This is a genomic window from Burkholderia sp. MSMB617WGS, assembly GCF_001532025.2.
GTDB classification, from domain to species: domain Bacteria; phylum Pseudomonadota; class Gammaproteobacteria; order Burkholderiales; family Burkholderiaceae; genus Burkholderia; species Burkholderia savannae.
On the sequence record NZ_CP013458.1, the window covers coordinates 2,361,507 to 2,385,305 of the forward strand.

Here is a 23,799-nt window from a genome sequence, read left to right on the forward strand (position 1 = left end):
GCCGCAAAGAAGAGGTCCGCCGGGCGTTCCCGCCCGGCGCACGAATCCAGTCAAGGAGAGCAGCATGACGATCACCCTCATCGATCCCGTCCAGCAACGCACGGGGATCTATCCGTCGTCCGATCTGAAGATCGACGACGGCTACCCGTCGACCGACACGTTCCAGATCATCCAGACGCAGGACGGTCGCGGCGCGGGCATCCGCGTCCTGAAGGCGTTCGCGCGCGGCCGGCGGATGGCGCGCGTGTCCGGGCAGATCACCGCGTTCTGCCGGCTGCACACGCTGCAGATCAACACGCACACGCACCTGTACGACCCGCACTTCAGCGGGCTGCTGCTGCACTCGTGCGATCCGAACGTGCGCCTCGACATGGCGGGCTTCGAGCTCTGGTCGCTGCGCGACATCGCGGCGGGCGAGATGCTGACGATGGACTACGCGTCGACCGAGGACGAGCTGATGCGCCAGTTCGAGTGCCACTGCGGCGCGCCGAATTGCCGGCGCTGGATCACGGGCGCGAAGGAGCTGCCGAACGAAAAGGGGCAGGCGCTCCTCGCGGAATTGCGGACCGCCGCGCTCGCGTGATGGGGCGCGGGGCGGGGCGGACGGCGTGCGTCGCAGTTTGCACTGCATGCGGTTTGCGGTTTGCGGTTTGCGGTTTGCGGTTTGCGGTTTGCGGTTTGCGGTTTGCGGTTTGCGGTTTGCCGTTTGCCGTTTGCCGTTTGCCGTTTGCCGTTTGCCGTTTGCCGTTTGCCGTTTGCGTTGGTGACATAGGCGCGGCGTGCCTCGCGCGGCTGGCCGTGCGCCGCAGTTGTGCATGGTAGCGATCCGACGGGTGACTGAACGTTCGTGATCGCCGGCTGCGGTTCTGCGGTTCTGCGGTTCTGCGGTTCTGCGGTTCTGCGGTTCTGCGGTTCTGCGGTTCTGCGGTTCTGCGGTTCTGCGGTTCTGCGGTTCTGCGGTTCTGCGGTTCTGCGGTTCTGCGGTTCTGCGGTTCTGCGGTTCTGCGGTTCTGCGGTTCTGCGGTTCTGCGGTTCTGCGGTTGCGGCCGTGGCCGAGGCCCAGAAGTTCAATGTCGAACGTTCGTCGAGCGTTACGCGACGTTTCGATGCCCGGCGATCGCATGCATCGCGCGTTCATGCCGGTGCGCAGGCCGGTTGCGCACGGCGATGTCGCAATCGCATCGGGCATCGGGCATCGGGCATCGGGCATCGGGCATCGGGCATCGGGCATCGAGCGTCGAGCGTCGAGCGTCGAGCGTCGAGCGTCGGACGTCGGACGTCGGACGTCGGACGTCGGCGGCCACGACATGCGCAGCAACGTCGGCGGCCACCGTTGTTGCACTCGCGCCGACTCGGGCTACGGCATCGGCCGGCGCGTGCATACATGCAGGCTCCGACGATGCGTTTGCAGCGCCGGTGTCGACGGCGTCGCCATCGGCGTGGCCATCGTCATGGGCGCCGGCCTCGAATTCGACCGCCTGGCCGCCGTCACACGCCTCGCCGTCGCCAACGCCGCGCGCGACGCAACGCCTCGCCGCCCCGATCACGCGCTGCTCGACACGGGCCGCACGCATGCGCCTCGGCGCCGCGCCACGCCCACTACATGAACGAAAGGAGAACGCGTTATGGATTCCTTCATCGAACTGCAAGAAAACGACCGGCGTCAGGTGCCCGTGCGCGGCCGCGCCTATCTGGCGGGGGCCGACAGCCCGCTCGTGCCGGTAACGATTCCGATCGCGAACGATCTCGCGCTCGGGCTCGCGCGTGCCGCCGACACGCCCGCCGAAGCCGCCGCGCTCTGCCGCGACGCGATCGACGCGCGCCTGCCCGACACGGGCGCGCTGCTGTTGCGCAACCTGCCGATCGCCGATCGCGCCGGCTTCGATGCGTTCATGCGCTCGCTCGGCTACGCGCCGCACAGCTACGACGGCGGCATCGCGGTGCGCTCGCGCGACGCGGGTTACGCGCTCGTCGCCAGCCAGGAAGACCCGCGCATCACGATGGCGCCGCACAACGAGATGGCGTATCTGCCGAATCCGCCGCGCAAGGTGTTCTTCTTCTGCGCGGCCGCCGCGAACGAAGGCGGCGAAGTGCCGATCAACGACATCCGGCTCGCCGCCGAGCAGATCCCCGACGAGGTCCTCGCGAAGTTCGAGCGCAAGCGGATCGGCTACCACCGCTATTTGCCGCGCGAATCGACGCCGACGCAGATCGGCTGGATGGACACGTTCGGCGCGCGCGAGCGCGACGCCGTCGACGCGCTGATGCGCGAAAAGGGCTACGAACACCGCTGGCTCGACGGCGACGGCCTCGGCTACGGCTACGTGCACGACGCATTCCTCGACGATCCCGCAGGCGGCCCGCCGCTGTGGTTCAACCAGGTGACGGAGCTGCACGCATCGTACTGGCGCAGCCATCCGCTCTTCCCGTCCGACTGGAACGACGCGCGCTATCCGGCGACGACGACGTACGGCGACGGCGAGCCGATCGACCCCGAGCTCGTCACGAAACTGCGCGCGGCGCTGTGGCGCACGTCGCGCGCGGTCGCGATGCGGCCGGGCGACGTGCTCGTGCTCGACAACGTCTATGTGCAGCACGGCCGCTTCGCGTTCTCCGGGCCGCGCCTGCATCTCGTCAGCCTGAGCGACTGAGGTTTTCAATGGCATACCGAAACGATTCTCCTCTCACGAGCGCGCAGCAGGACGCGCGGCATCTGCTGCACCCATGGGCCGACCTGTCCGCGCTCGGCCGCGAGACGCCGACCGTCGTCGTCGACGCGCAAGGCACGCGCGTGACCGACGCCGAGGGCCGCACGTATCTCGACGCGATCGGCGGCATGTGGTGCGTGACGGTCGGCTATGGCCGGCGCGAGATCGCGGACGCGATCCGCGACCAGGCGCTGCGCATGCCGTTCTACACGCCGTTCGGCGCGATGACGAACGAGCCGGCCGCCGCGCTCGGCGCGCGGCTCGCCGAGCTCGCGCCCGGCGACCTGAAGCGCGTGCACCTGACCACCTGCGGCTCGACCGCGGTCGAATCGGCGCTGCGCTTCGCGCATTACTACTTCGGCGCGACAGGCCGCCCGCGCAAGCGCCACATCGTCACGCGCGGCGACGCTTACCACGGCAGCACATATCTCGCCGCGTCGGTGTCCGGCAAGGCGTGGGACCGCACGTGCTTCCATTACGACGACACGATCGTCCATCACCTGTCGTCGCCGAATCCGTACCGGCGGCCGGCCGGCATGAGCGTCGACGCGTTCTGCGCGATGCTCGTCGACGAGTTCGACGCGCTGATCGCGAAACTCGGCGCCGATCGCATCGCGTGCTTCATCGCCGAGCCGATCCTCGCGTCCGGCGGCGTGATCGTGCCGCCGCCCGGCTACCTCGCCGCGATGCGCGAGCGCTGCCGCCGGCACGACATCCTGTACATCTCCGACGAAGTCGTCACGGGCTTCGGCCGCGTCGGCCACTTCTTCGCGTCGCACGCGCACTTCGGCATCGAGCCCGACATGATCGTCGTCGCGAAGGGGCTCACGTCCGGCTACCAGCCGCTCGGCGCGGTGCTGATCTCGGAGCGGCTCCTCGACGCGGTGTCCGGCGAGCACGCATACGGCAACGGCGTGTTCACGAACGGCTTCACGTATTCGGGCCATCCGGTCGCGTGCGCGGCCGCGCTCGCGAACATCGAGCTGATGGAGCGCGAGCGGATCTGCGAACACGTGCGCGACGTCGGCCCGTATTTCATCCGCCGGCTCGACGCGCTGCGGCGCTTCCCCATAGTCGGCGACGTGCGCGGCGATCACCTGATGGCGTGCATCGAATGCACGAGCGGCGCCAGCGCGACAGGCGCGCTGCCGACGCCAGCGGACATCGCGATCGCGCAGCGCGTCGACCGCCATTGCGAGGAGATGGGCCTGCTCGTGCGGCCGTACGAGAGCATGTGCATCCTGTCGCCGCCGCTCACCGTGACGCGCGCCGAGATCGACGAAATCTGCGCGATTCTCGCCGCCGCGCTCGAGCGCACGCAGCACGAGCTCGCGAAACGCGCGCCCCTTCACGAGGAGAACGCGACATGCTGATCAACGGCGAATGCATCGCAGGAAGCGGCGAACCGCTTTCGATCGTCGATCCGGCGACGGGCGAGCCGCTCGCCGCGCCCGCGTCCGCGAGCGCGGCCGACGTCGAGCGCGCAGTCGCCGCGGCCGAAGCCGCGTTCCCCGCGTGGCGCGCGACGACGCCGCAAACGCGCGCGCGCCTGCTGCTCGCGCTCGCCGACGAAATCGAGCGGCAAGCGGACACGCTCGCGCGCATCGAGAGCCGCAACACCGGCAAACCGCTGCATCTCGTCATGGAGGACGAGATGCCCGCCGTCGCCGATTGCTTGCGCTTCTACGCCGGCGCGTCGCGCACCGCGAGCGGGCCGAGCGCGGGCGAATACGTCGAGGGGCACACGAGCATGGTGCGGCGCGATCCCGTCGGCGTCGTCGCGCAGATCGCGCCATGGAACTACCCGTTGATGATGGCGGCGTGGAAGCTCGCGCCGGCGCTCGCGGCCGGCAATACGATCGTGTTCAAGCCGTCGGAGTGGACGCCGCTGTCGATCGTCGCGCTCGAGGCGGCGCTCGCGCGCCTCTTTCCGGCGGGCGTCGTCAACGTCGTGCTCGGCGGCGGCGCGACGGTCGGCCGCGCGCTCGCCGCGCATCCGCGCGTGCGGATGATCTCGCTGACGGGCTCGGTCGAAGCCGGCAAGTCAGTGCTCGCCGAGGCGGCCGGCAACCTGAAGCGCACGCATCTCGAGCTCGGCGGCAAAGCGCCCGTCCTCGTGTTCGACGACGCCGATCTCGACGCGGTCGTCGCCGGCATCCGCTACGCGGGCTTCTACAACGCCGGGCAAGACTGCACGGCGGCGACGCGGATCTACGCGCAGCGCGGCGTCTACGACACGCTCGCGCGGCGGCTCGCGGACGCGGCGGGCGCGCTGCGCGTCGGCTCGCCCGATCGCGCCGGCGTCGAGATGGGGCCGCTCGTCAGCGCCGCGCATCGCGCGCGCGTCGATCGCTTCGTGCAGGACGCGGCCTCGCTGCCGCACGCGACGGTGCTCACGGGCGGCGCGCCGCTCGCCGGCCCCGGCTGCTATTACGCGCCGACGGTGATCGCCGGCGTGCGGCACGACGATGCGCCGATGCGCCGCGAGGCGTTCGGCCCGGTCGTCACGCTGACGCCGTTCGACACCGAATCGCAGGCGCTCAGGTGGGCGAACGATTCGGAATACGGACTGGCGTCGTCGGTGTGGACGCGCGACGCGGCGCGCGGCATGCGGCTCGCCGCCTGCATCGAGGCGGGCGTCACGTGGGTGAACGCGCATTTCACCTACACGGCCGACATGCCGCACGGCGGCACCAAGCAGTCCGGCTACGGCTGCGATCTGTCGACGCTCGGCCTCGCCGACTACACGCAGCCGCGCCACGTGATGTGGCGGCATTGACGCGCACGGCGCAGCGCGCGGCGCGTGAGCGCAGCGCGCGACTTTTCGAACCCGACACAGACGATTCCCATGACCGCATCTTCTCCTTCCCGCGAACTCGCCACGGCCGTCGAAGCGGCTGTCCTGTCGCTCGCCGCCGACATCGCCGGCCGCACGTTCGACGCGTCGGCCGCGGAGCGCCCGCTGCACGCACTGGGCTTCGACTCGTTGCAGTACGTCGAATTGTCCGGATGCCTGAACGATTACTACGGTCTCGATCTCGCGCCGACACTGTTCTTCGAGGTGCACGCGCCGCGCGCGATCGCCGAGCATCTGCTCGCGCGGCACGCGGCCGAGGTCGCGCGCAAGCACGGCTTCGCGCTCGGGAACGAAACGCACGCGGCGACCGGCGCATCCGCCGCCGCGCCCGGCGGCCGGTTGGAGGCCGGCGCGCGCCAGCAGCAGCCCGCGCCCGCGCAATTGGCGCAATCCGCGCCAATCGAGAGCCCGCCGCACGAGAGCGAGCCGCTTCGGGATGCCCATGCGCCGGACGACGCGCCGCACCGCGACGCCAACGGCGAATCCCTAAACGAAGCATCCGACGATACGGATGACGAAACAGCAAGCGACGTCGCGATCGTCGGCATGGCCGGCATCTTCCCGCAATCGGCCGACCTCGCCGAATTCTGGCGGCACCTCGCCGCGGGCGACGACCTGATCGCCGAAGCGCCGCCGTCGCGCTGGGACTGGCGCGCGGCCGACGGCGAGCCCGCGTCGCGTTGGGGCGGCTTCATTCCGCGCGTCGAATATTTCGACGCCGCGTTCTTCGGCATCTCGCCGCGCGAAGCCGAGCAGATGGACCCGCAGCAGCGCCTGCTGATGCAGACCGCATGGGCCGCGCTCGAAGACGCGGCGATCCGGCCGTCCGACCTGATGGGCAGCGACGCCGCCGTGTTCGTCGGCGTCAGCACGTCCGACTACATGGATCTGCTGCCCGGCGCGGACGGCCATCTCGCCGTCGGCAACGCGCACGCGATGCTGCCGAACCGGCTGTCGCATCTGCTCGGCACGCACGGGCCGAGCGAGGCCGTCGACACCGCGTGCTCGAGCTCGCTCGTCGCGCTGCATCGCGCGGTGCGCGCGCTGCGGCGCGGCGAGAGCGGCGTCGCGATCGTCGGCGGCGTGAACGTGATGCTGACGACGCGGCTGCACCGCGCGCTCGCCGCCGCCGGCATGCTGAGCCCCGACGGGCGCTGCAAGACGTTCGACGCGTCGGCGAACGGCTACGTGCGCGGCGAAGGCGTCGCGGCGCTGGTGCTGATGCCGCTCGAACGCGCGCGCGCGGGCGGGCATCCGGTGCTCGCGGTGATCAAGGGCAGCGCGATCAACCACGGCGGCCGCGCGGCGTTCCTGACCGCGCCCGACGTGAACGCGCAGGCCGCGCTGATCGAGGCCGCGTATCGCGACGCGCGCGTCGATCCCGCCACCGTTTCGTACGTCGAAGCGCACGGCACCGGCACGTCGCTCGGCGATCCGATCGAAGTGCAGGCGCTGCGCCAGGGCTTCGACGCGTGCGCGCGCGAGCGCGCCGGCGCACATGCGCCCGCGCGCTGCGGCCTCGGCTCGGTCAAGACCAACATCGGGCACCTCGAGGCGGCGGCGGGCCTCGCGGGCGTCGTCAAGGTCGTGCTCGCGATGAACCGGCGGACGCTGCCGCCGAGCCTGCATTGCCGCGAGCCGAATCCGTTTCTGAAGCTCGACGACAGCCGCTACTACGTCGTCACCGAGCCGGCGCCGTGGCCGGGCGCGGCAACGCCGACGCCGCTGCGCGCGGGTGTCAGCTCGTTCGGGTTCGGCGGATCGAACGCGCACGTCGTGCTGCAATCGGCCGGCGCACGGCCGATCGATCGCGCAAGCGCCGCCCGATCGCCTTCGTCGAACGCGCGGCGCGCCTCGAATGCGCAAGACCCAAGCGGCTCGCCCGCATCGTTCGTCCCGCTATCGGCCCGCACCGACACCGCGTTGCGCGAACGCGCCGCGCAGCTCGCGCGCTGGCTCGACGCCGAACGCATCGACGACGCATCGCTGCCGGCGCTCGCGAAAACGCTGTCGATCGGCCGCGAGCCGATGGCGCACCGCTTCGGCATCACGTGCTCGTCGCTCGCCGAGCTTCGCGCGCAGCTCGCGATCGCGCTCGACGGCTCCGCCGAATCGCTCACGCGCGACGACGCACGGCTGCGGCCGCCCGCCCCCGCGCACGCCGCGTGGCTCTCGGGTGATGCCGCGCCGCTGCCCGTCGCGTGGGATGAAGAGACGCCGCGCCTGCGGCTGCCCGTTTATCCGTTCGAAGGCGAGCGGCACTGGCCGACCGACGAAGCGCCGCCGTCGCGCTTCGCGCTCGCGCCCGAAGGCGATGGCGCGTACCGGATGTCTATCGCGCCGGACGCGCCGCTCGTCGCCGACCATCGCCTCGCCGGCGAGCCCGTGCTCGCCGCGGCCGCGCAGATCGTGATCGCGTGGCGCGCGCTCGAAGCGAACGCGAACGCGAACGCAATTGATGCAATTGACGCGAGCGGCGCAGGCGAATCGAATGAACCGACCGGATCAAACGGTTCGAGCGATTCGAGCGATTCGAGCGATTCGAGCGATTCGAGCGATTCGAGCGATTCGAGCGATTCGAGCGGTTCGAGCAACTCGAGCGCGCCGAATCCTTCGAGCGTTTCGACCGATTCGGACGCCACCGGCTGCCCGCACGACTCGCGTAGCACGATCGGCGCGGCCGTCGCGACGCACATCGCGCTGCACGACATCGAATGGCTCGCGCCGATCGCGATCGCCGAGCCGACCGACTTGCACGTCGCGCTCGCGCACGCGGGAGCCGACAACGGCGGCAACGACTACGCCAACGTCAATTCGGAGCGCGGCGAAAACCGGAACGCAAGCGAAACCGGCGGCGCGCTCCAATTCTCGATCGCCGTCTCCCCCGCCGTCGACGCGCCGCTCGGCCGCGGCCACGCAAGCCGCGTCGCAAACGCCCGGGCGAACGCGCCCGCGCTCGACATCGAGGCGATCCGCGCACGCTGCACGCAGCCGATCTCGGCCGACGCCTGCTACGACGCGTTCGCCGCGATCGGCATCGATTACGGCCCGACGTTCCGCCCGCTGCGCGCGCTCGCGATCGGCCGCGACGAAGTGCTCGCCGAATTCGACGCGTCGGCGCTCGCGCGCACGACGGGCGATGCGCGCCTCGTCGCGCTGATCGACGGCGCGTTCCAGGCGATCGCTGGCCTGCAGCTCGCGGGCGCGGGGCGCATCGACGGCGCGCTCCTGCCCGCGTCGCTCGCGCGCATCGAATTGACGGGGCCGCTCGCGGACAGCGCCCACGCGTGGATTCGCGAAGTGTCGAGCGACTCGGGCCGCCGCACGTTCGACCTCGATCTCGTGACGGTGCGCGGCGAGCCGTGCGCGGCGCTGCGCGGCCTCGCGCTCGCGTCCGGGCGGCGCGCGGCGGCGCGCGAAGCGCCGCGCCTCGCGACGCCGGGCGACCATCTGCTCGCGCCGCAGTGGCTGCCGTGCGCGAACGGCGCGGCGAGCACGGCAGCGCCCGCGCCGCGCGCCGGCGCGCTGACCGTATTGGGCGGCACGCCGGCGCAGCACGCGGCGCTCGCGGCGACGCACCCGACGAAGTTGCACACGATCGACGACCTCGCCGAACTCGACGCGCACGTCTCGCATCTCGTCTGGCTGCCGCCCGCGGCGGAGGATGCGGGCACGGATGCGCACGCGCCGCTCGCCCGATGCGCGGGCCTCGACGGCTTCCGCCTCGTCAAGCGGCTGCTCGCGCTCGGCGTCGGCGACCGCACGTTCGAGCTGACGGTGCTGACCGTCCGCTCGTGGACGATGCCGGGCGACGCGCCCGCGTTCCCCGCGCATGCGGATCTCGCCGGGCTGTGCGGATCGCTCGCGAACGAATATCCGCATTGGCGCGTGCGGCTCGTCGACTTGTCCGACGCCGACGCGCTGCCCGCCGACTGGCGCGCGCGGGAAGCGGAAAGCGGCCCCCCGCTGCTGCTGCACCGGCACGGCCAATGGTTCGCGCGCCGCCTCGTGCCGCTCGCGGCGCTGCCCGCGCGCGCGGAACCGCCGTACCGGCCGGGCGGCGTCTACGTCGCGATCGGCGGCGCGGGCGGCATCGGCCGCGTGTGGACCGAGCACGTGATCCGCGCGTGCGGCGCGCAAGTCGTGTGGATCGGGCGGCGGCCGCTCGACGCGCAGATCGATGCGCACTGCAGCGCACTCGCCGCGCTCGGGCCGCGCCCATCGTATCTGAGCGCCGACGCGAGCGACGCCGACGCCCTGCGCGCCGCGCGCGACACGGTGCTCGCGCGCTTCGGCCGGATCGACGGCGTCGTGCACACGGCGATCGTGCTGCAAGACGGCGGCCTCGCGCAGCAGCACGAAGCGCAATTCAGCGCGGCGCTGAGCGCTCAGGTCGCGACGAGCGCGAACCTCGCGCGCGTGTTCGGCGGCGACGCGCTCGACTTCATCCTGTTCTTCTCGTCGCTGCAAAGCGCGTTCGTCGCGGCGGGCCAAGGCAACTACGCGGCGGGCTGCACGTTCCGCGACGCCTTCGCCGACTGGCTGCGCACGCAGGTCCGCTGCGCGGTCAAGGTCGTGAACTGGGGCTTCTGGGGGCAAACGGGCGTCGTCGCGTCCGAGCCGTATCGCCAGCGAATGGCCGCGCTCGGCATCGGCTCGATCGAGCCCGCGGCGGCGATGGCGGTCGTCGACGCGCTGCTCGGCGCGTCCGTCGATCAGGTCGGCTACCTGAAGACGACCGCGAGCGCCGCGCTGCCGACGCTCGCACCGGCGCTCGCCGCGCGCATCGCGCCGCGCACGAACGCGCTCGCCGATGCGCCGCCGCATGCCGACGCGACCGGCGACAGCGCGCAGTGGCGGCACGCGCTCGCCGCGCTCGACCGCGCGATCGCGCGCCGGCTGTTCGCGGCGCTCGCCGCGCTGCGCGTGTTCGGCGGCGACGACGCGTCGAACGCCGGCAAGTTCGACGTCGACACCGCGCTACGCTCCGGCCGCATCGCACCCGCATACGGCCGCTGGCTCCCGCACGCGCTGGCCCTGATCGCGAAGCACGGCTGCATCGCGTGGAACGGCCGAACGGGCCACCTCGCCGAAGTGCCGGCGTCCGTCGACAATGCACGTGCCGAATGGACGCAAGCGCGCGCCGACCTCGCACGCACCGGGCTCGTCGACGCGCACCTCGCGCTCGTCGACGCGACGCTCGACGCGCTGCCCGCGATCCTGGAAGGCCGCGTGAGCGCGACGTCGATCCTGTTCCCCGACGGCGACCTGAGCCGCGTCGAGGCCGTCTATCAGCGCAACGAGCAGGCGGACCGCTGCAATCGCGCGCTCGCCGACGCGGTGCTGCATCTCGTCGGCGGCACATCGGCCGCGCCGCCGGCGGCGCTCGCCGAGATCGGCGCGGGCACCGGCGGCACGACCGCGCCGCTGCTCGCCGCACTCGACGCGAGCGGCGCGCGGCTCGGCCGCTACGACTTCACCGACATCTCGAAGGCATTCCTGCTGAACGCCGAGCAATCGTTCGGCCGCGGCCGCGAAGACCTGCGCTACCGGCTGTTCGACGTCGAGCGGCCAATCGCCGAGCAGGCGCTCGACGCGGGCGGCTACGACATCGTGATCGCGACCAACGTGCTGCACGCGACGCAGGACATCGGCGTCACGCTGCGCAACGCGAAGGCGCTGCTGAAGACGGGCGGCCACCTGATCGTCAACGAACTGCTCGACACGCACGCGTTCGCGCACGCGACGTTCGGTCTGCTGCCCGGCTGGTGGCGGCATCGCGACAGCGCGCGGCGGCTGCCCGGCAGCCCGCTGCTGTCGCGCGACGGCTGGGCGCGCGCGCTGCGCGAGGCAGGCTTCGCGGTGCTCAACGGAGATCCCGCCGATCGCGCGCCGGCTGGCCAGGGCGTGATCGTCGCGGTCAGCGACGGCGTGATCGTGCAGCCCGCGATCGTCGGCGCGCACGACGCGGCGCGCGGCGACGTGCGCGCGCACGCAGGCGCCGCCGCATCGGCCGCTTCCGGCGCTTCTGCCGCAAGCGCCATCGCCGCCCCGCCGCCCGCCGCCGCATCCGCCGGCGCGGACCTGCGCGCACGCTGCGTGCAATGGCTCACGCAACTCGTCGCGCGGACGCTGAAGATGCCCGCCGGCAAGCTCGCGCCGGATCAGCCGCTCGGCGGCTACGGCGTCGACTCGATTCTCGTGATCGGCCTCACGAAGACGCTGCGCGAGACGCTCGGCGTCGCGCTGTCGAACGCGACGCTGTTCGAGCACGCGACGCTGAACGCGCTCGCCGATTTCTTCGTCGCCGAGCATCGCACCGCGTGCGAGCGCGTGCTCGGCGGCGACGCCGCGGCCCCGGCAAACGCCGCGAGCGACGCAAACGCGTCGACGTTCGCGCGCGCGGCCGCTCAGCCTCACGCGGCCATCGGCGTATCGATCGATGCGCCCGCACCTGCTTACGCATCGACGATGCCCGACCCGGCCGCGCGGAACGCATCCGCATCGCGCACGACGATGCCGGCCACGCCGACAACACACGCGGCGTTCCCGCGCACGCTCCCCGCGCTCCCCGCGTTCGCCGACGACGCGGCCGTCGCCGTGATCGGCATGTCCGGCCGCTACGCGCAGGCCGACAACCTGCGCGAGTTCTGGGCGAACCTCCGTGCGGGCCGCCACTGCATCACCGAGGTGCCGGCCGTGCGCTGGGACTGGCGCACGCATTTCGACCCGGAAAAAGGCGCGCCCGGCCGCACGTACAGCCGCTGGGGCGGCTTCCTGAAACAGATCGACCGCTTCGACGCGGCGTTCTTCCGGATTGCGCCGCGCGACGCGGAAAACATCGATCCGCAAGGCCGCCTGTTCCTGGAAGAGTCGTGGGCCGCGATCGAGGATGCAGGCTACACGAGCGCGACGCTCAGCGCGAACCGCCAGGTCGGCGTGTTCGTCGGCGTGATGAACGGCGATTATCCGACGGGCGCGCAGTTCTGGAGCATCGCGAACCGCGTGTCGCACGCGCTCGACCTGCATGGGCCGAGCCTCGCCGTCGACACCGCGTGCTCGTCGTCGCTCACCGCGATCCACCTCGCGCTCGACAGCCTGCGCAGCGGCACCTGCGATTGCGCGCTCGCGGGCGGCGTCAACCTGATTCAGAGTCCGAAGCATCTGGTCGGCCTGTCGTCGCTGACGATGCTCTCGGCGGGCGACGCGTGCCGCGCGTTCGGCGCGGGCGCGGACGGCTTCGTCGACGGCGAGGGCGTCGGCGTGCTCGTGCTGAAACCGCTGTCGCGCGCGCTTGCCGACGGCGACGCGATCCACGGCGTCATCCGCGGCAGCATGATCAACGCGGGCGGCAAGACGCACGGCCTCACGGTGCCGAACCCGCGCGCGCAGCAGGCAGTGGTGGCCGCGGCGCTCGCGCGAAGCGGCGTGCCCCCGCGCGCGGTAGGCTACGTCGAGGCGCACGGCACCGGCACCGCGCTAGGCGATCCGATCGAGCTCGCGGGCCTCACGCGCGCGTTCGCCGACACCACCGGCGATCGCGGCTTCTGCGCGCTCGGCTCGGTGAAATCGAACATCGGCCATTGCGAAAGCGCGGCGGGCGTCGCGGGCGTGACGAAGGTGCTGCTGCAGATGAAGCATCGCGAACTCGTGCCGACGCTGCACGCGGACGAAGCGAACCCCGACATCGATTTCGCGCAGTCGCCGTTCGCGCTGCAACGCCGGCTCGCGCCGTGGCCGAAGCCGGATCTCGACGGCTGGCCGCGGATCGCGGGCGTGTCGTCGTTCGGCGCGGGCGGCGCGAACGCGCACGTCGTGCTCGAGGAGTTCGTCGACGCGCGCGCCGCGTCCGCCGACGACGCGCGCGGCCCCGCGATCGTCGTGCTGTCCGCCGCGACCGACGACGCGCTGCGCCGCCGCGCGCAACAGCTTCACGCGCTGCTCGCCGAAGGCGAAATCGGCGACGACCGCCTGCACGATCTCGCCTATACGCTGCAGGTCGGCCGCGAACCGATGGCCGCGCGCTTTGGCTGCGTCGCCGGCTGCGCCGCCGCGCTTAAGGCGATGCTCGCCGCGTTCGTCGAAGGCGACGCGCCGCACGGCTGGCATGCGCATCGGCTCGCCGCCGGCCACCACGGCCTCGTCGAGCTCGACGCCGATCCCGAGCTGCGCGCGTCGCTCATCGGCCAATGCATCGCGACCGGCAAGCTCGACAGGCTCGCGGCGCTCTGGTGCCAGGGCCTCGGCGTCGACTGGTCCGAGCTGCATCGCGGCCGCGCGCGCCGGCGCATGCATCTGCCCGCCTATCCGTTCGACGGCCCGAGCTACCGGCTGCGCGACGAAGCGGCGCTCGCCGCCGAGCCCGTGCGCCGGCAAGCGATCGACGCCGCGCGCGTCGATGCACCTGCGATGCGCGACGCGATTGCCGACGCGCCCGGCGCGCCGGACGCGTCGACGCGCGCCGCATCGACGCCCGACGTCGCAACCCTCGTGCGCCGCACGGTCGCGCAGGCGCTCGGCTATCCGGACGTCGATCTGAACGAGTCGTTCCTGTCGCTCGGCGGCGATTCGATTCGCGCGGCGCGCGTGCACCGGACGCTGCAACAGGCGCTCGGCGTGAAGATTCCGCTCAGCCTGATGCTGGAAGCGAAGACGCTCGCCGATTGCGTGCGCGCGATCGGCACGCTGACTCCGGCGGGCGACGCATCGGCGGCGTGCAGCTCCACGGCGGATTCGATCGACATCGGCGAGCCCGCGTTGCGCGCGTTCGCATCCGAACCGGGCGCCTCGCCCGCGGACGAATCGTCGTTGCAAGCCGCGTCGCCGCGCCGCGGCGCCCCCGCGCCGCGCGTTGCGATCCCGCGCGTGCACAAGTTGTCGCCGAACCAGCAGCAGTTCTTCTTCCTCGATCGCCTGAACCCGGCGAACCCGGCGTTCAACCTGCCGGGCGCGCTGCGCGTGCGCGGCGAGTGGCACGCCGACGCGCTCGAAGCCGCGTATCAGGCGCTCATCGATTCGCACGACGTGCTGCGCACCCGCTTCGTCGTGCGCGGCGGCGAGCCGTGCGCCGAAGTCGCGCCCCACCGCGCGGCGACGATCCGCCGTCACGATCTGTCGGCGCTCCTGCCGAAGCATCAGGCCGCACGCATCGCCGAATGCCTGACCGAATCGAGCCGGGAGGGCTTCGCGCTCGAACAGGGCGAGCCGAGCCGGCTGACGGTGCTCGAATTGCGCGACGACGATCATGTGATCCTGCTGAACCTGCATCACATCGTCGGCGACGCGGTGTCCGTCGTCGCGCTGCTCGACGCGCTCGCGCGCGCCGCGCTGACGGGCCGCGCGAGCGCGCCGTGCGATGCGCATCCGCAATATGCGGAGTGGGCCGCGCGCGAGGACGAGCCGCTCGCCGCGCTCGTCGAGCGCGAGCTGCCTTACTGGCTCGAGCGCCTGCGCGACGTGCCGCCGCCGTTGCCGCTGCCGTGCGACCGTGTGCGGCCGCCCGTGCCGAGCTATCGCGGGCAGAGCGTGCCGCTCGCGTTCCCGCCGGAGCTGACCGCGCAGCTCGACGCATACTGCAAGGCGCACGGGCTGTCGCGCTTCGTCGTGATGCTCGCCGCGTTCAAGGTCGCGCTGCGCGTGCTGTCGGGCCGCGACGATGTGGTCGTCGGCAGTCCTTACGCGAACCGCGCCGACGACGACACGGCCGACATGATCGGCTGCCTCGCGTACGCGCTCGTGCTGCGCACGCGCGTCGGCGAAGCCGAGACCTTCGCGGATGCGGTCTCGCTCGTGCGACGCACCGTGCACGGCGCGTTCGATCACCTCGGCGTGCCGTATCCGCGGCTCGTCGAGGCGCTGAATCCGGCGCGGCACGGCGGCGCGAATCCGCTCTACCAGATCATGTTCAACGTGATTCCGATGCCTGCGCTGCCGGACGGCGTCGAACCCGTCGAAGTGGATTCCGGCTGGCTCGACTACGACCTGTTCGTGCGGCTGCGCGCATCGGACCGCGCGATCGAAGGCGTGCTGCAATTCAGCGCGGATCTCTTCGATCGTTCGACCGCCGAAGCGATCGCGACGTACTACGTCGAGCTGCTGCATACGCTGCTCGCGCTTCCGTCGCTGCCGCTCGCGGGCCTCGCGCCGCCCGCCGGGCTCGCGCTCGCGCGAACGATCGCCGACGCGATGCCGCCGCTGCGCATCGAGATCGCGTCGACGTTCACGGATCGCCCGCTCGCCGGCACGCTGCGCTACTGGGGCGCCGCGACGGGCCAGCCGATCGAGCCGAATTTCGCGCCGTACGGGCAACTGCTCCAGACGCTCTACGATCCGTCGACGCCGTTCCATGCGAACCGGCGCGGCATGAACGTCGTGCTCGTCCGGCCGCGCGACTGGCTGCGCTTCGGCGAGGCGAGCGCGAGCGCGAGCGCCGAAGCCGCAGACGCGGACGCGGACGCAGACGACAACGCGGACGCCGACGCGAGCGCCGCGGCTGAGCAAATCGCGCTCTACGTCGACGAGCTTGCCGACGCGCTCGCCGACGCCGCGCCGTCGCTCGCTGTGCCGCTGCTCGTGCTGGTGCTGCCCGACGACGCCTCGTCGCTCGCGGCGTGCGACACGCTCAGCGGCGGCGAATGCATCGGCGATTGCGGCGGCGATTGCGGCGAGCAACGCGCGCGCGATTCGACGTTCGCGCCGTACCGCACGCTCGCCGCGGCGCTCGCGGACCTGCCGGCCGTGACGGTCGCGCACTGGCGCGACGTCGCGGCGATCTATCCGGTCGCCGACGTGTTCGATCCGCACGCGGACGCGGCGGGCCACGTGCCGTTCACGAGCGAGTACTACGCGGCGCTCGCGAGCTACATCGCGCGCACCGCGTTCCAGCACGCGTCGGTGCCGCTCGACGACGCATGGAACCGGCTCGCCGCGCAGATCCGCGACGACGCCGAGCACCTGCTCGCCGCGCCGGCCGGCGACGCGCGCGCGCGCCGCGCGCCGTACGCGCCGCCGACGAACGACGCCGAGGCAACGCTCGCGCCGATCTTCGCGGCCGCGCTGAAGCTCGACGATCTCGGCGTCGACGACAACTTCTTCGACTGCGGCGGCCATTCGATCCTCGCGATCGGCGTCGTCTATCAGATCAACGAAGCATTCGGCACGTCGCTGTCGGTCGCGGACATCTTCATGGCGCCGACCGTGCGCCGGCTCGCCGAGCGGATGCGCGACGCGCCGGACGGCCCGGAATACGTCGACCTCGCGAGCGCGGCGGTGCTGCCCGAAGACGTCGCGCCGCTGCCCGAGCCCGTCGCCGGCACGCCGCGCGCGCTGCTCCTGACGGGCGCGACGGGCTTCGTCGGCCGCCATCTGCTGCGCGAGCTGATCGACCGCACCGGCGCGACGATCTACTGCCTCGTGCGCTCGCCCGACGCCGCGCAGGGCCTCGCGCGGCTGCGCGCGACGCTCGAGCGCTGGTCGTTGTGGCGCGACGGCGACGAGGCGCGCGTGATCGCCGTGCCGGGCGACCTCGGCCGCCCGCGAATCGGCCTGTCGAGCGCCGACCGCGCGCGGCTCGTCGCCGAAGTCGACGCGATCTATCACAACGGCACCAGCATGAACCATCTCGAATCGTTCGAGATGGCGCGCGCGGCCAACGTCGACGGCGTGATCGAGCTGCTGCGGATCGCGACCGAAGGCCGGCCGAAGACGTTCAACTACGTGTCGACGCTCGCGGTGTTCAGCATGCGCGAGCGCACCGGCACGCACGTATTCGACGAATCCGCGCCGATCGACGCCGAACAGCATCCGTCGGACCAGGGCTACACGACGAGCAAGTGGGTCGGCGAGCAGCTCGCGCATCTCGCGGCCGCGCGCGGCGTGCCGTGCAACGTGTTCCGTCTCGGCCTCGTGACGGGCGACGTGCGCCACGGCCGTTACGACGCGCTGCAGGCGTACTACCGGCTGCTGAAGAGCTGCGTGCTGATGGGCGCGGCGTTCGACGATTTCCGCTACGACCTCGTGATCACGCCCGTCGACTACGTCGCGCGCGCGCTCGCGCATCTCGGCGCGAAGCATCCGGGCGGCGGCCGCGTGTTTCATCTGTCGACGATGCAGGTCACGCCGATGCGCACGGTGTTCGAAATGATGAACGCGCACCTGCCGGCGCCGATGCGCATGCTCACGCACCGCGCATGGATCGACGAGCTGCGCGTGCGCTACCGGCGCGGCGACGTGCAGCCGATCGTGCCCGTCGTGCAATGGATGATGAACATGAGCGACGGGGAGCTCGTGAAGCTCGCCCGCGAGCGCGAGGAAACCACGTTCATCTATGACTGCACGGCGACGCATCGCGAGCTCGAGGCGGCCGGCATCGTCGTGCCCGTGTTCGACGACGCGCTGCTGCAGCGATACCTGCGCGGCATGTTCGACGACGACGCGGACCTGCGCGCGCTCGCGCCCGAGCCGGACGACGGCGAGCGCGCTTCCTCCCTTCACTCCCACACGTGAAATGAAATTCATGGACGATCTCATCTATCAAGACGAACATGCGTCGCTGCAACCGCTCGAAGGCCTGACCGTGAGCGTGATCGGATACGGCATTCAGGGCCGCGCGTTCGCGGCGAATCTGCGCGACAGCGGCGTGTCGGTGCGCGTCGGCAACATCGACGACCGCTACTTCGAGCTCGCGCGCGCGGAAGGCCATCACGTGACGGGCATCGCCGAGGCGGTCGCGCACGCGGACATCGTGCTGCTGCTGATTCCGGACGAGGCGCACGGCGCGGTGTTCGATGCCGGCATCGCGCCCAACCTGCGCGAAGGCGCGCTGCTGTGCGTCGCGCACGGGCACTCGCTCGTGCAGGGCGACGTGCGCCCGCTCGCCGGGCGCGATCTCGCGATGCTCGCGCCGCGCATGTACGGCGATCCGATCCGCCGCTACTATCTCGCCGGGCAGGGCGCGCCCGCTTACTTCGACATCGTCGCGGACCACACCGGCCGCGCGCGCGAGAAGGTGCTCGCCGTCGCGCGCGCGGTCGGCTTCACGCGCGCGGGCGTGATGGCGCTCGGCTACCGGCAGGAGACGTTCCTCGATCTGTTTCAGGAGCAGTTCCTCGCGCCCGCGCTCGTCGATCTCGTCGAGGCGGGGTTTCAGGCGCTCGTCGAGCGCGGCTTCAATCCGAAGGCCGCGCTGCTCGAAGTCTACGGCTCGGGCGAGATGGGCAAGATGATGCTCGACGGCGCGGATATCGGGCTCGACGAAGTCGTCGCGCTGCAAGGCTCGCCGACCTGCCAGGTCGGCTATCACCGCTGGCGCGGCCGCACGCTGCCCGCCGCCGTGCGCGAGCTCGCCGCGCGCGTGCTCGATCAGATCGACAGCGGCGACTTCTCCGCCTATCTGAAGGAACATGCGTCGAACGACTACGCGTCGCTCGACGCGGCGCGCCGCGCGGTGCTGAAGCGGCCGCTCAACGTGACGCACGCGCAAGTGCGCGCGGCGTTCCGCTTCCCGACCGAGAGCGCGGGCGGGCTCTATCAATCGACGGCGGCGGCCGCCGCCGACGCCGAGCCGGAGATCGCACGATGAGCGCCCGGCGTCTTCTCGTCGGCGCGACGTTCACGGCGTCGCCGCTCGATCCGCTGCTGCGCGCGCAAGGTTTCGACGACGTCGCGTTCACGCGCTACAACCAGCTTTTGCAAACGCTCGTCGCCCCCGATCCGCGGCACGCGGGCGACGCGACGCTGCTGCTCGTGCGGCTCGCGGACTTTGTGCGTCACGAAGCGGGCGAGCGCGCGCAAACGCCGGACGCGCTCGCCGCGCTGCTCGCGCAGCGTGCGCACGCATGGCTCGACGCGCTCGCATCGTTCGGCGCGAACCGTGCGGCGCCGTCGTGGATCGTCGTGCTGCCGTCGCCCGCGCTCGACGCGCGCGGCGCGAATCTCGCCGATGCGTGCCGACGGCTCGAACACGCGCTGCTCGGCGTGCCCGGCTTGCGCGCGCTCGACTGGGCCGACTTCGCCGCGTCGAGCGCGATCGCGCAGCCGTTCGATCCGGTCGCGGACAAGCTCGGCCACGTGCCGCTGACGATCGAGGGATTCGCCGCGTTCGCGCGGTGGCTCGCCGAGCGCGTGCGCGGCGAAGCAAGCGAAACGACGCGTGCCGCGGCGAACGCGAACGATACCGCACGCGCCGAATTGGCGGCTGTCGCGAGCGCGCACGCGCCCGCCGCCGCCACCGAAGCCAGCGCCGTCGAAACCCGCGCCGCCGACACGCCGGCCTGCGCGCGCGCAAGCGCCCATTCGCGAGCCGCCGCGACGAGTGCGCACGCCCCCGCGCTCGGCGGGGCCACCGGGTCCGCCATTCAAACGAACACCGCCGCCACGCACGACGCCGCGCCGCCGCACACAGGCTCGCCAGCCGGCGGCACGACGGCCACGGCGCCCGCGCCGTCGCTCGCCCGCTTCTTCGAGCGCCTGCAACTGCGCGTCGCGAGCGTGGCGCTCGACGACGAAACGGCGCTCGCGAAAAGCGCGCGCCTGAGCCACACGGCCGCGACGTTCCACCTGAGCGGCCGCCCGTATCTCGAAGCCGACCTGCTCGACGCGATCGCGCGCGACGCATGCGGCCTCGCGCTGACCATCGCCGACCGCTTCGGCCAATACGGCTGCAGCGGCTTCGCGCTCGTGCGCGCGGAGGCCGGGCTGCCCGTTCTCGCCGAATTCGTGCTGAGCTGCACGGTGCTCGGCAAGCAGGCCGAGCACGGCGTGCTGCTCGCGCTCGCGCTCGCGGCGCAACGCGCCGCGCTGCCGGCCGTCGCGCTCGACTACGTGCGCACCGACGGCAATCAGCCGGCCGTCGAGTTCGTCGACGCGATTGCCGCGCAGGCAGGCGTCGCCGTCGAGCGAAGCGGCCCGCGCGCGCGGCTGCGCATCGCGCCCGCCGCGCTCGCCGACGCGGTGCTCGCCTGCGCGAAAGCGCCTCACGCGCTCGCGTCGAGCGCGCAGGCGCTCGACCTCGCCCCGCTCTTCTTCCGTTCAACCGCTTACCCGACCGCCCACCGATGAACGCGAACCCCGACGCCTTCAACCCATCCCGCGCCGCGCCGCCCGACGACTGGTGGGTGCGCGACAGGCTGCACTACCGCGACGGCGCGCTGCACTTCTGCGGCCGCAACGTCGCCGAGCTCGCGGCCGCCTTCGCCGAACCGCTCTTCCTGTACGACCCGCAGCGCGCAGTCGACAACGTCGAACGCCTGCAACGCGCGCTCGGCGGCCTGCAAGGCGGCGACTTCCGCGTCTATTACGCGATGAAGGCGAATCGCTTTCGCCCGCTGCTGTCCGAGCTGCTGCGCTCGCCGGTCTTCGGCATCGACGCGTGCTCGCCCGAGGAATTGCGCGAAGCGCTCGCGTGCGGCTTCGCGCCCGAGCGCATCTCGTACACGGCGCACGGGATGATGCCGGACGAAGCGGCCCTCCTCGCCGCGTTGCCCGGCGTGCACGTGAACTGCGACACGCTCAGCGCGATCGCGCTGCTCGGCAGCCGCTCGCCCGGCCGCGAGATCGGCATCCGCGTGAATCCCGGCGTCGGCATCGGCTACGGCGACAGCGAACGCCTGAGCTACGCGGGCGCGAACGTGACGAAGTTCGGCATCTATGCGGAGCAGTTCGGCGCGGCGCTCGAGCTCGCCGCGCGGCACGGGCTCGCCGTGACGTGGCTGCACTGCCACGCGGGCTGCGGCTACCTCGATGCGCAACTCGCGTCGTTCGAGCGCGTGCTCGACGCGCTGGACGCGTTCGTCGCGCGCGTGCCCGGCCTGCGCGGCGTCAACCTCGGCGGCGGGCTCGGCCTGCCGCATCGCGCGACCGACGGGCCGCTCGACCTCGAGCGCTGGCGCGCGGCCGTGCACGCGCGCTTCGACCGCCGCCCGCTCGCGCTCGCGATCGAGCCCGGCGATTTCATCGCGAAGGACGGCGGCATGCTCGTGCTGCGCGTCGCGTACGTCGAGCTCAAGCGCAACCGCCGCTTCGTCGGCCTGAACGGCGGCTTCAACCTCGCGATCGAGCCCGCGTTCTACGACCTGCCGTGCGAGCCCGTGCCGTGCGTGCGGCGGCCGGGCGCCGTGCAATCGGTATGTCTCGCCGGCAACATCAACGAGGCGCTCGATGTGTGGGGCGACCACGTGAGCCTGCCGCCCGTCGAGCCGGGCGACTTCGTCGCGCTGCTGAACGCGGGCGGCTACGCGTCGTCGATGAGCTCGAACCACTGCCTGCGCGGACAGTTCCGCGAGCTCGCGCTGTTCGACGCCGCGCCGCATTGACCTCAACTTCAACGATAAGGAGCCCCAGCGTGTCCTCGCTTTCACGACAATTGAGCGATCTCGGCAGCCGGATCTTCACGAGCGCGCCGTTCGGCCCCGGCGTGTCGATGCAGAATCTCGCCGAATGGTCGTCGCTCGCGCATGTGCAACTGCTCGGCAAGGTCGCCGCCGAATTCGGCATCGACATCGGCCTCGAAGACGCCTACCGGCTCGACAGCTTCGAGCGGCTGCTGCATTACATCGAGCGGCAGCGCGGGCCGGCCGGCGACGCGCCGCCAGCGGGCGCAACGCCCATATCGGCCGCGGATACGGCCGGCGCCGCCCCCGCCACGATCGGCGCGCTGCTGCACGCGCGCGCCGACGCACTGCCCGACGAGCCGTTCCTGTTCTTCCCCGCCGACGATCGCGGCTACACGTATCGCGCGTTCCACGATCTCTCGCGCGCCGCCGCCGAAACACTGCACGCGCACGGGTTGCGGCGCGGCGACCGGCTGTCGGTCGTGCTGCCGAACGGCCCCGAGTTCCTCGCGTACTACTTCGGCGCGCATCTGCTCGGCGTCGTGTCGGTGCCGATCAATCCGGCGTTGAGCGCGGCCGAGTGTGCGTACATCGTCCGCAACAGCGGCGCGAAGCTCGTCGTGTTCGACCGGCGAATGACGAACCTGCGCGACGCGGTGCGCGCCGAGCTCGGCGACGATGACGGCGCGCGCCTCGCGAGCGCCGACGCCGCGTCCGGCTTCGGCCTCGAAGCGCTCGCGGCGGCGGCCGAGCACGCGACGATCGCCGCCGATCCCGATCTCGCCGCCGACGACGACGCGAGCATCCTCTACACGTCCGGCACCACGGGCCACCCGAAAGGCGTGGTGCTGTCGCACCGGAACCTGCTGGCCGACGCGCGCGCGCTCGCCGACTGGTTCGCGTTCGAGCCCGGCACGCGCACGATGTGCATCCTGCCGCTGTTCCACAACAACGGCCAGGTGATCACGCTGCTGTCGCCGCTGATCGCGGGCGGCAGCTCGGTGATCCTCGAAGGCAAATCGGCGCTGCCGTCGTTCTGGAAGCTGATCGACGCGTATCGCGTGAACTGGACGAGCGTGATGCCCGCGTTCCTGTCCGCGTTCCTCGAATACGGGCTCAAGCGCACCGACGGCACGCTGCGCGGCATCGTCTGCGGCGGCCAGGTGCTGCTCGACGAGGTGCGCAACCGCTTCGAGAGCGAATACCGCGTGCCGGTGTTCGAGGGCTTCGGCCTCACCGAGACGACGTCGTTCGCGACGATGAACCGCCATCCCGCCGAGCGCCGCCGCTTCGGCTCGATCGGCGTCGCGCTGCCGTGCAACGCGCTGCGGATCGTCGACGCGCACGGCCGCGACGTCGCCGCGGGCGAGACGGGCGAGATGCTGATCCGCGGCGACAACGTCGCTGCGCGCTATCACGCGCGCGCCGAGCTCACCGCCGGGCGCTTTCGCGACGGCTGGCTGCACACGGGCGATTACGGCTACTGTGACGACGAAGGCCATTTCTTCTTCGCGACGCGCGCGGACGACCTGATCATCAAGGGCGGCGAGAACATCTATCCGGCCGAGATCGAGAACGTGCTGCACGGCTGCGCCGACATCGTCGAATGCGCGGCGCTCGGCGTGCCCGATCCGATTCTCGGCCAGGACGTGTGCGTGTACGTGAAGCTGCGGCCGTCGTCGACGCTCGGCAAGGACGACGTCCGCCGCCTGTGCGAAGGCCGCATCGCGCATTACAAGTGCCCGCGCCACGTCGTGCTGCTCAACGAGCTCGACGATCTGCCCGAGCTGCCGAAGGGCCCGACGCGCAAGATTCTCCGGCGCAAGCTGCTCGAGCACTTCGCGGCGCGGCGCGAACGGGAATCCGCATGACGCGCCGGGCCGCCGGCCTCGCGCATTTCACCGAA

10 protein-coding genes are annotated in these 23,799 nt (G+C 71.7%); all 10 read left to right on the forward strand.

The window, feature by feature from the left end; translation table 11 throughout:
• Nucleotides 1-64: 64 nt before the first annotated feature.
• The 10 genes from WT60_RS31320 to WT60_RS31370 all read left to right on the forward strand — a co-directional run bounded on the left by WT60_RS31320 (nt 65) and on the right by WT60_RS31370 (nt 23,764).
• Nucleotides 65-583 (forward strand): SET domain-containing protein-lysine N-methyltransferase, encoded by a 519-nt coding sequence (locus WT60_RS31320; protein WP_038750889.1) that lies wholly within the window; start codon nt 65-67, stop codon nt 581-583.
• A gap of 538 nt (nt 584-1,121) precedes the next feature.
• A complete protein-coding gene (locus WT60_RS31330; protein ID WP_145986930.1) occupies nt 1,122-1,607 on the forward strand; it encodes a hypothetical protein in 486 nt (161 codons plus the stop codon).
• A gap of 18 nt (nt 1,608-1,625) precedes the next feature.
• Entirely contained in the window at nt 1,626-2,651 is a 1,026-nt protein-coding gene (locus WT60_RS31335; protein ID WP_059580231.1) for a TauD/TfdA family dioxygenase, read from the forward strand.
• 8 nt (nt 2,652-2,659) lie between these two features.
• The gene (locus WT60_RS31340) at nt 2,660-4,081 is read left to right on the forward strand and encodes an aminotransferase (RefSeq protein WP_060355210.1); all 1,422 of its coding nucleotides are present in this window, start codon (nt 2,660-2,662) and stop codon (nt 4,079-4,081) included.
• A complete protein-coding gene (locus WT60_RS31345) occupies nt 4,075-5,487 on the forward strand; it encodes a gamma-aminobutyraldehyde dehydrogenase (RefSeq protein WP_060355197.1) in 1,413 nt (470 codons plus the stop codon). Before WT60_RS31340 ends, WT60_RS31345 begins: the two co-directional genes overlap by 7 nt.
• A 69-nt stretch (nt 5,488-5,556) precedes the next feature.
• Nucleotides 5,557-18,069 (forward strand): thioester reductase domain-containing protein, encoded by a 12,513-nt coding sequence (locus tag WT60_RS31350; RefSeq protein WP_060355198.1) that lies wholly within the window; start codon nt 5,557-5,559, stop codon nt 18,067-18,069.
• 10 nt (nt 18,070-18,079) lie between these two features.
• Complete coding sequence (locus WT60_RS31355) at nt 18,080-19,144, forward strand: NAD(P)-binding domain-containing protein (RefSeq protein WP_060355211.1); 1,065 nt, start codon at nt 18,080-18,082, stop codon at nt 19,142-19,144.
• Entirely contained in the window at nt 19,141-20,622 is a 1,482-nt protein-coding gene (locus tag WT60_RS31360; protein ID WP_060355199.1) for a hypothetical protein, read from the forward strand. The genes WT60_RS31355 and WT60_RS31360 overlap by 4 nt, the downstream gene beginning before the upstream one ends.
• Entirely contained in the window at nt 20,619-21,875 is a 1,257-nt protein-coding gene (locus WT60_RS31365) for a diaminopimelate decarboxylase (protein ID WP_060355200.1), read from the forward strand. The genes WT60_RS31360 and WT60_RS31365 overlap by 4 nt, the downstream gene beginning before the upstream one ends.
• Before the next feature lie 29 nt (nt 21,876-21,904).
• Nucleotides 21,905-23,764, forward strand: coding sequence for an AMP-binding protein (locus tag WT60_RS31370; protein WP_060355201.1), 1,860 nt, complete (start codon nt 21,905-21,907; stop codon nt 23,762-23,764).
• Nucleotides 23,765-23,799: the final 35 nt, after the last annotated feature.

Bases quoted from the DNA above. Each gene is read 5' to 3' on its own strand.
- WT60_RS31365 (WP_060355200.1), top strand. From the start codon at position 20,619: ATGAACGCGAACCCCGACGCCTTCAACCCATCCCGCGCCGCGCCGCCC.
- WT60_RS31345 (WP_060355197.1), top strand. From the start codon at position 4,075: ATGCTGATCAACGGCGAATGCATCGCAGGAAGCGGCGAACCGCTTTCG.
- WT60_RS31335 (WP_059580231.1), top strand. From the start codon at position 1,626: ATGGATTCCTTCATCGAACTGCAAGAAAACGACCGGCGTCAGGTGCCC.
- WT60_RS31330 (WP_145986930.1), top strand. From the start codon at position 1,122: ATGCATCGCGCGTTCATGCCGGTGCGCAGGCCGGTTGCGCACGGCGAT.
- WT60_RS31340 (WP_060355210.1), top strand. From the start codon at position 2,660: ATGGCATACCGAAACGATTCTCCTCTCACGAGCGCGCAGCAGGACGCG.
- WT60_RS31360 (WP_060355199.1), top strand. From the start codon at position 19,141: ATGAGCGCCCGGCGTCTTCTCGTCGGCGCGACGTTCACGGCGTCGCCG.
- WT60_RS31320 (WP_038750889.1), top strand. From the start codon at position 65: ATGACGATCACCCTCATCGATCCCGTCCAGCAACGCACGGGGATCTAT.
- WT60_RS31355 (WP_060355211.1), top strand. From the start codon at position 18,080: ATGGACGATCTCATCTATCAAGACGAACATGCGTCGCTGCAACCGCTC.
- WT60_RS31350 (WP_060355198.1), top strand. From the start codon at position 5,557: ATGACCGCATCTTCTCCTTCCCGCGAACTCGCCACGGCCGTCGAAGCG.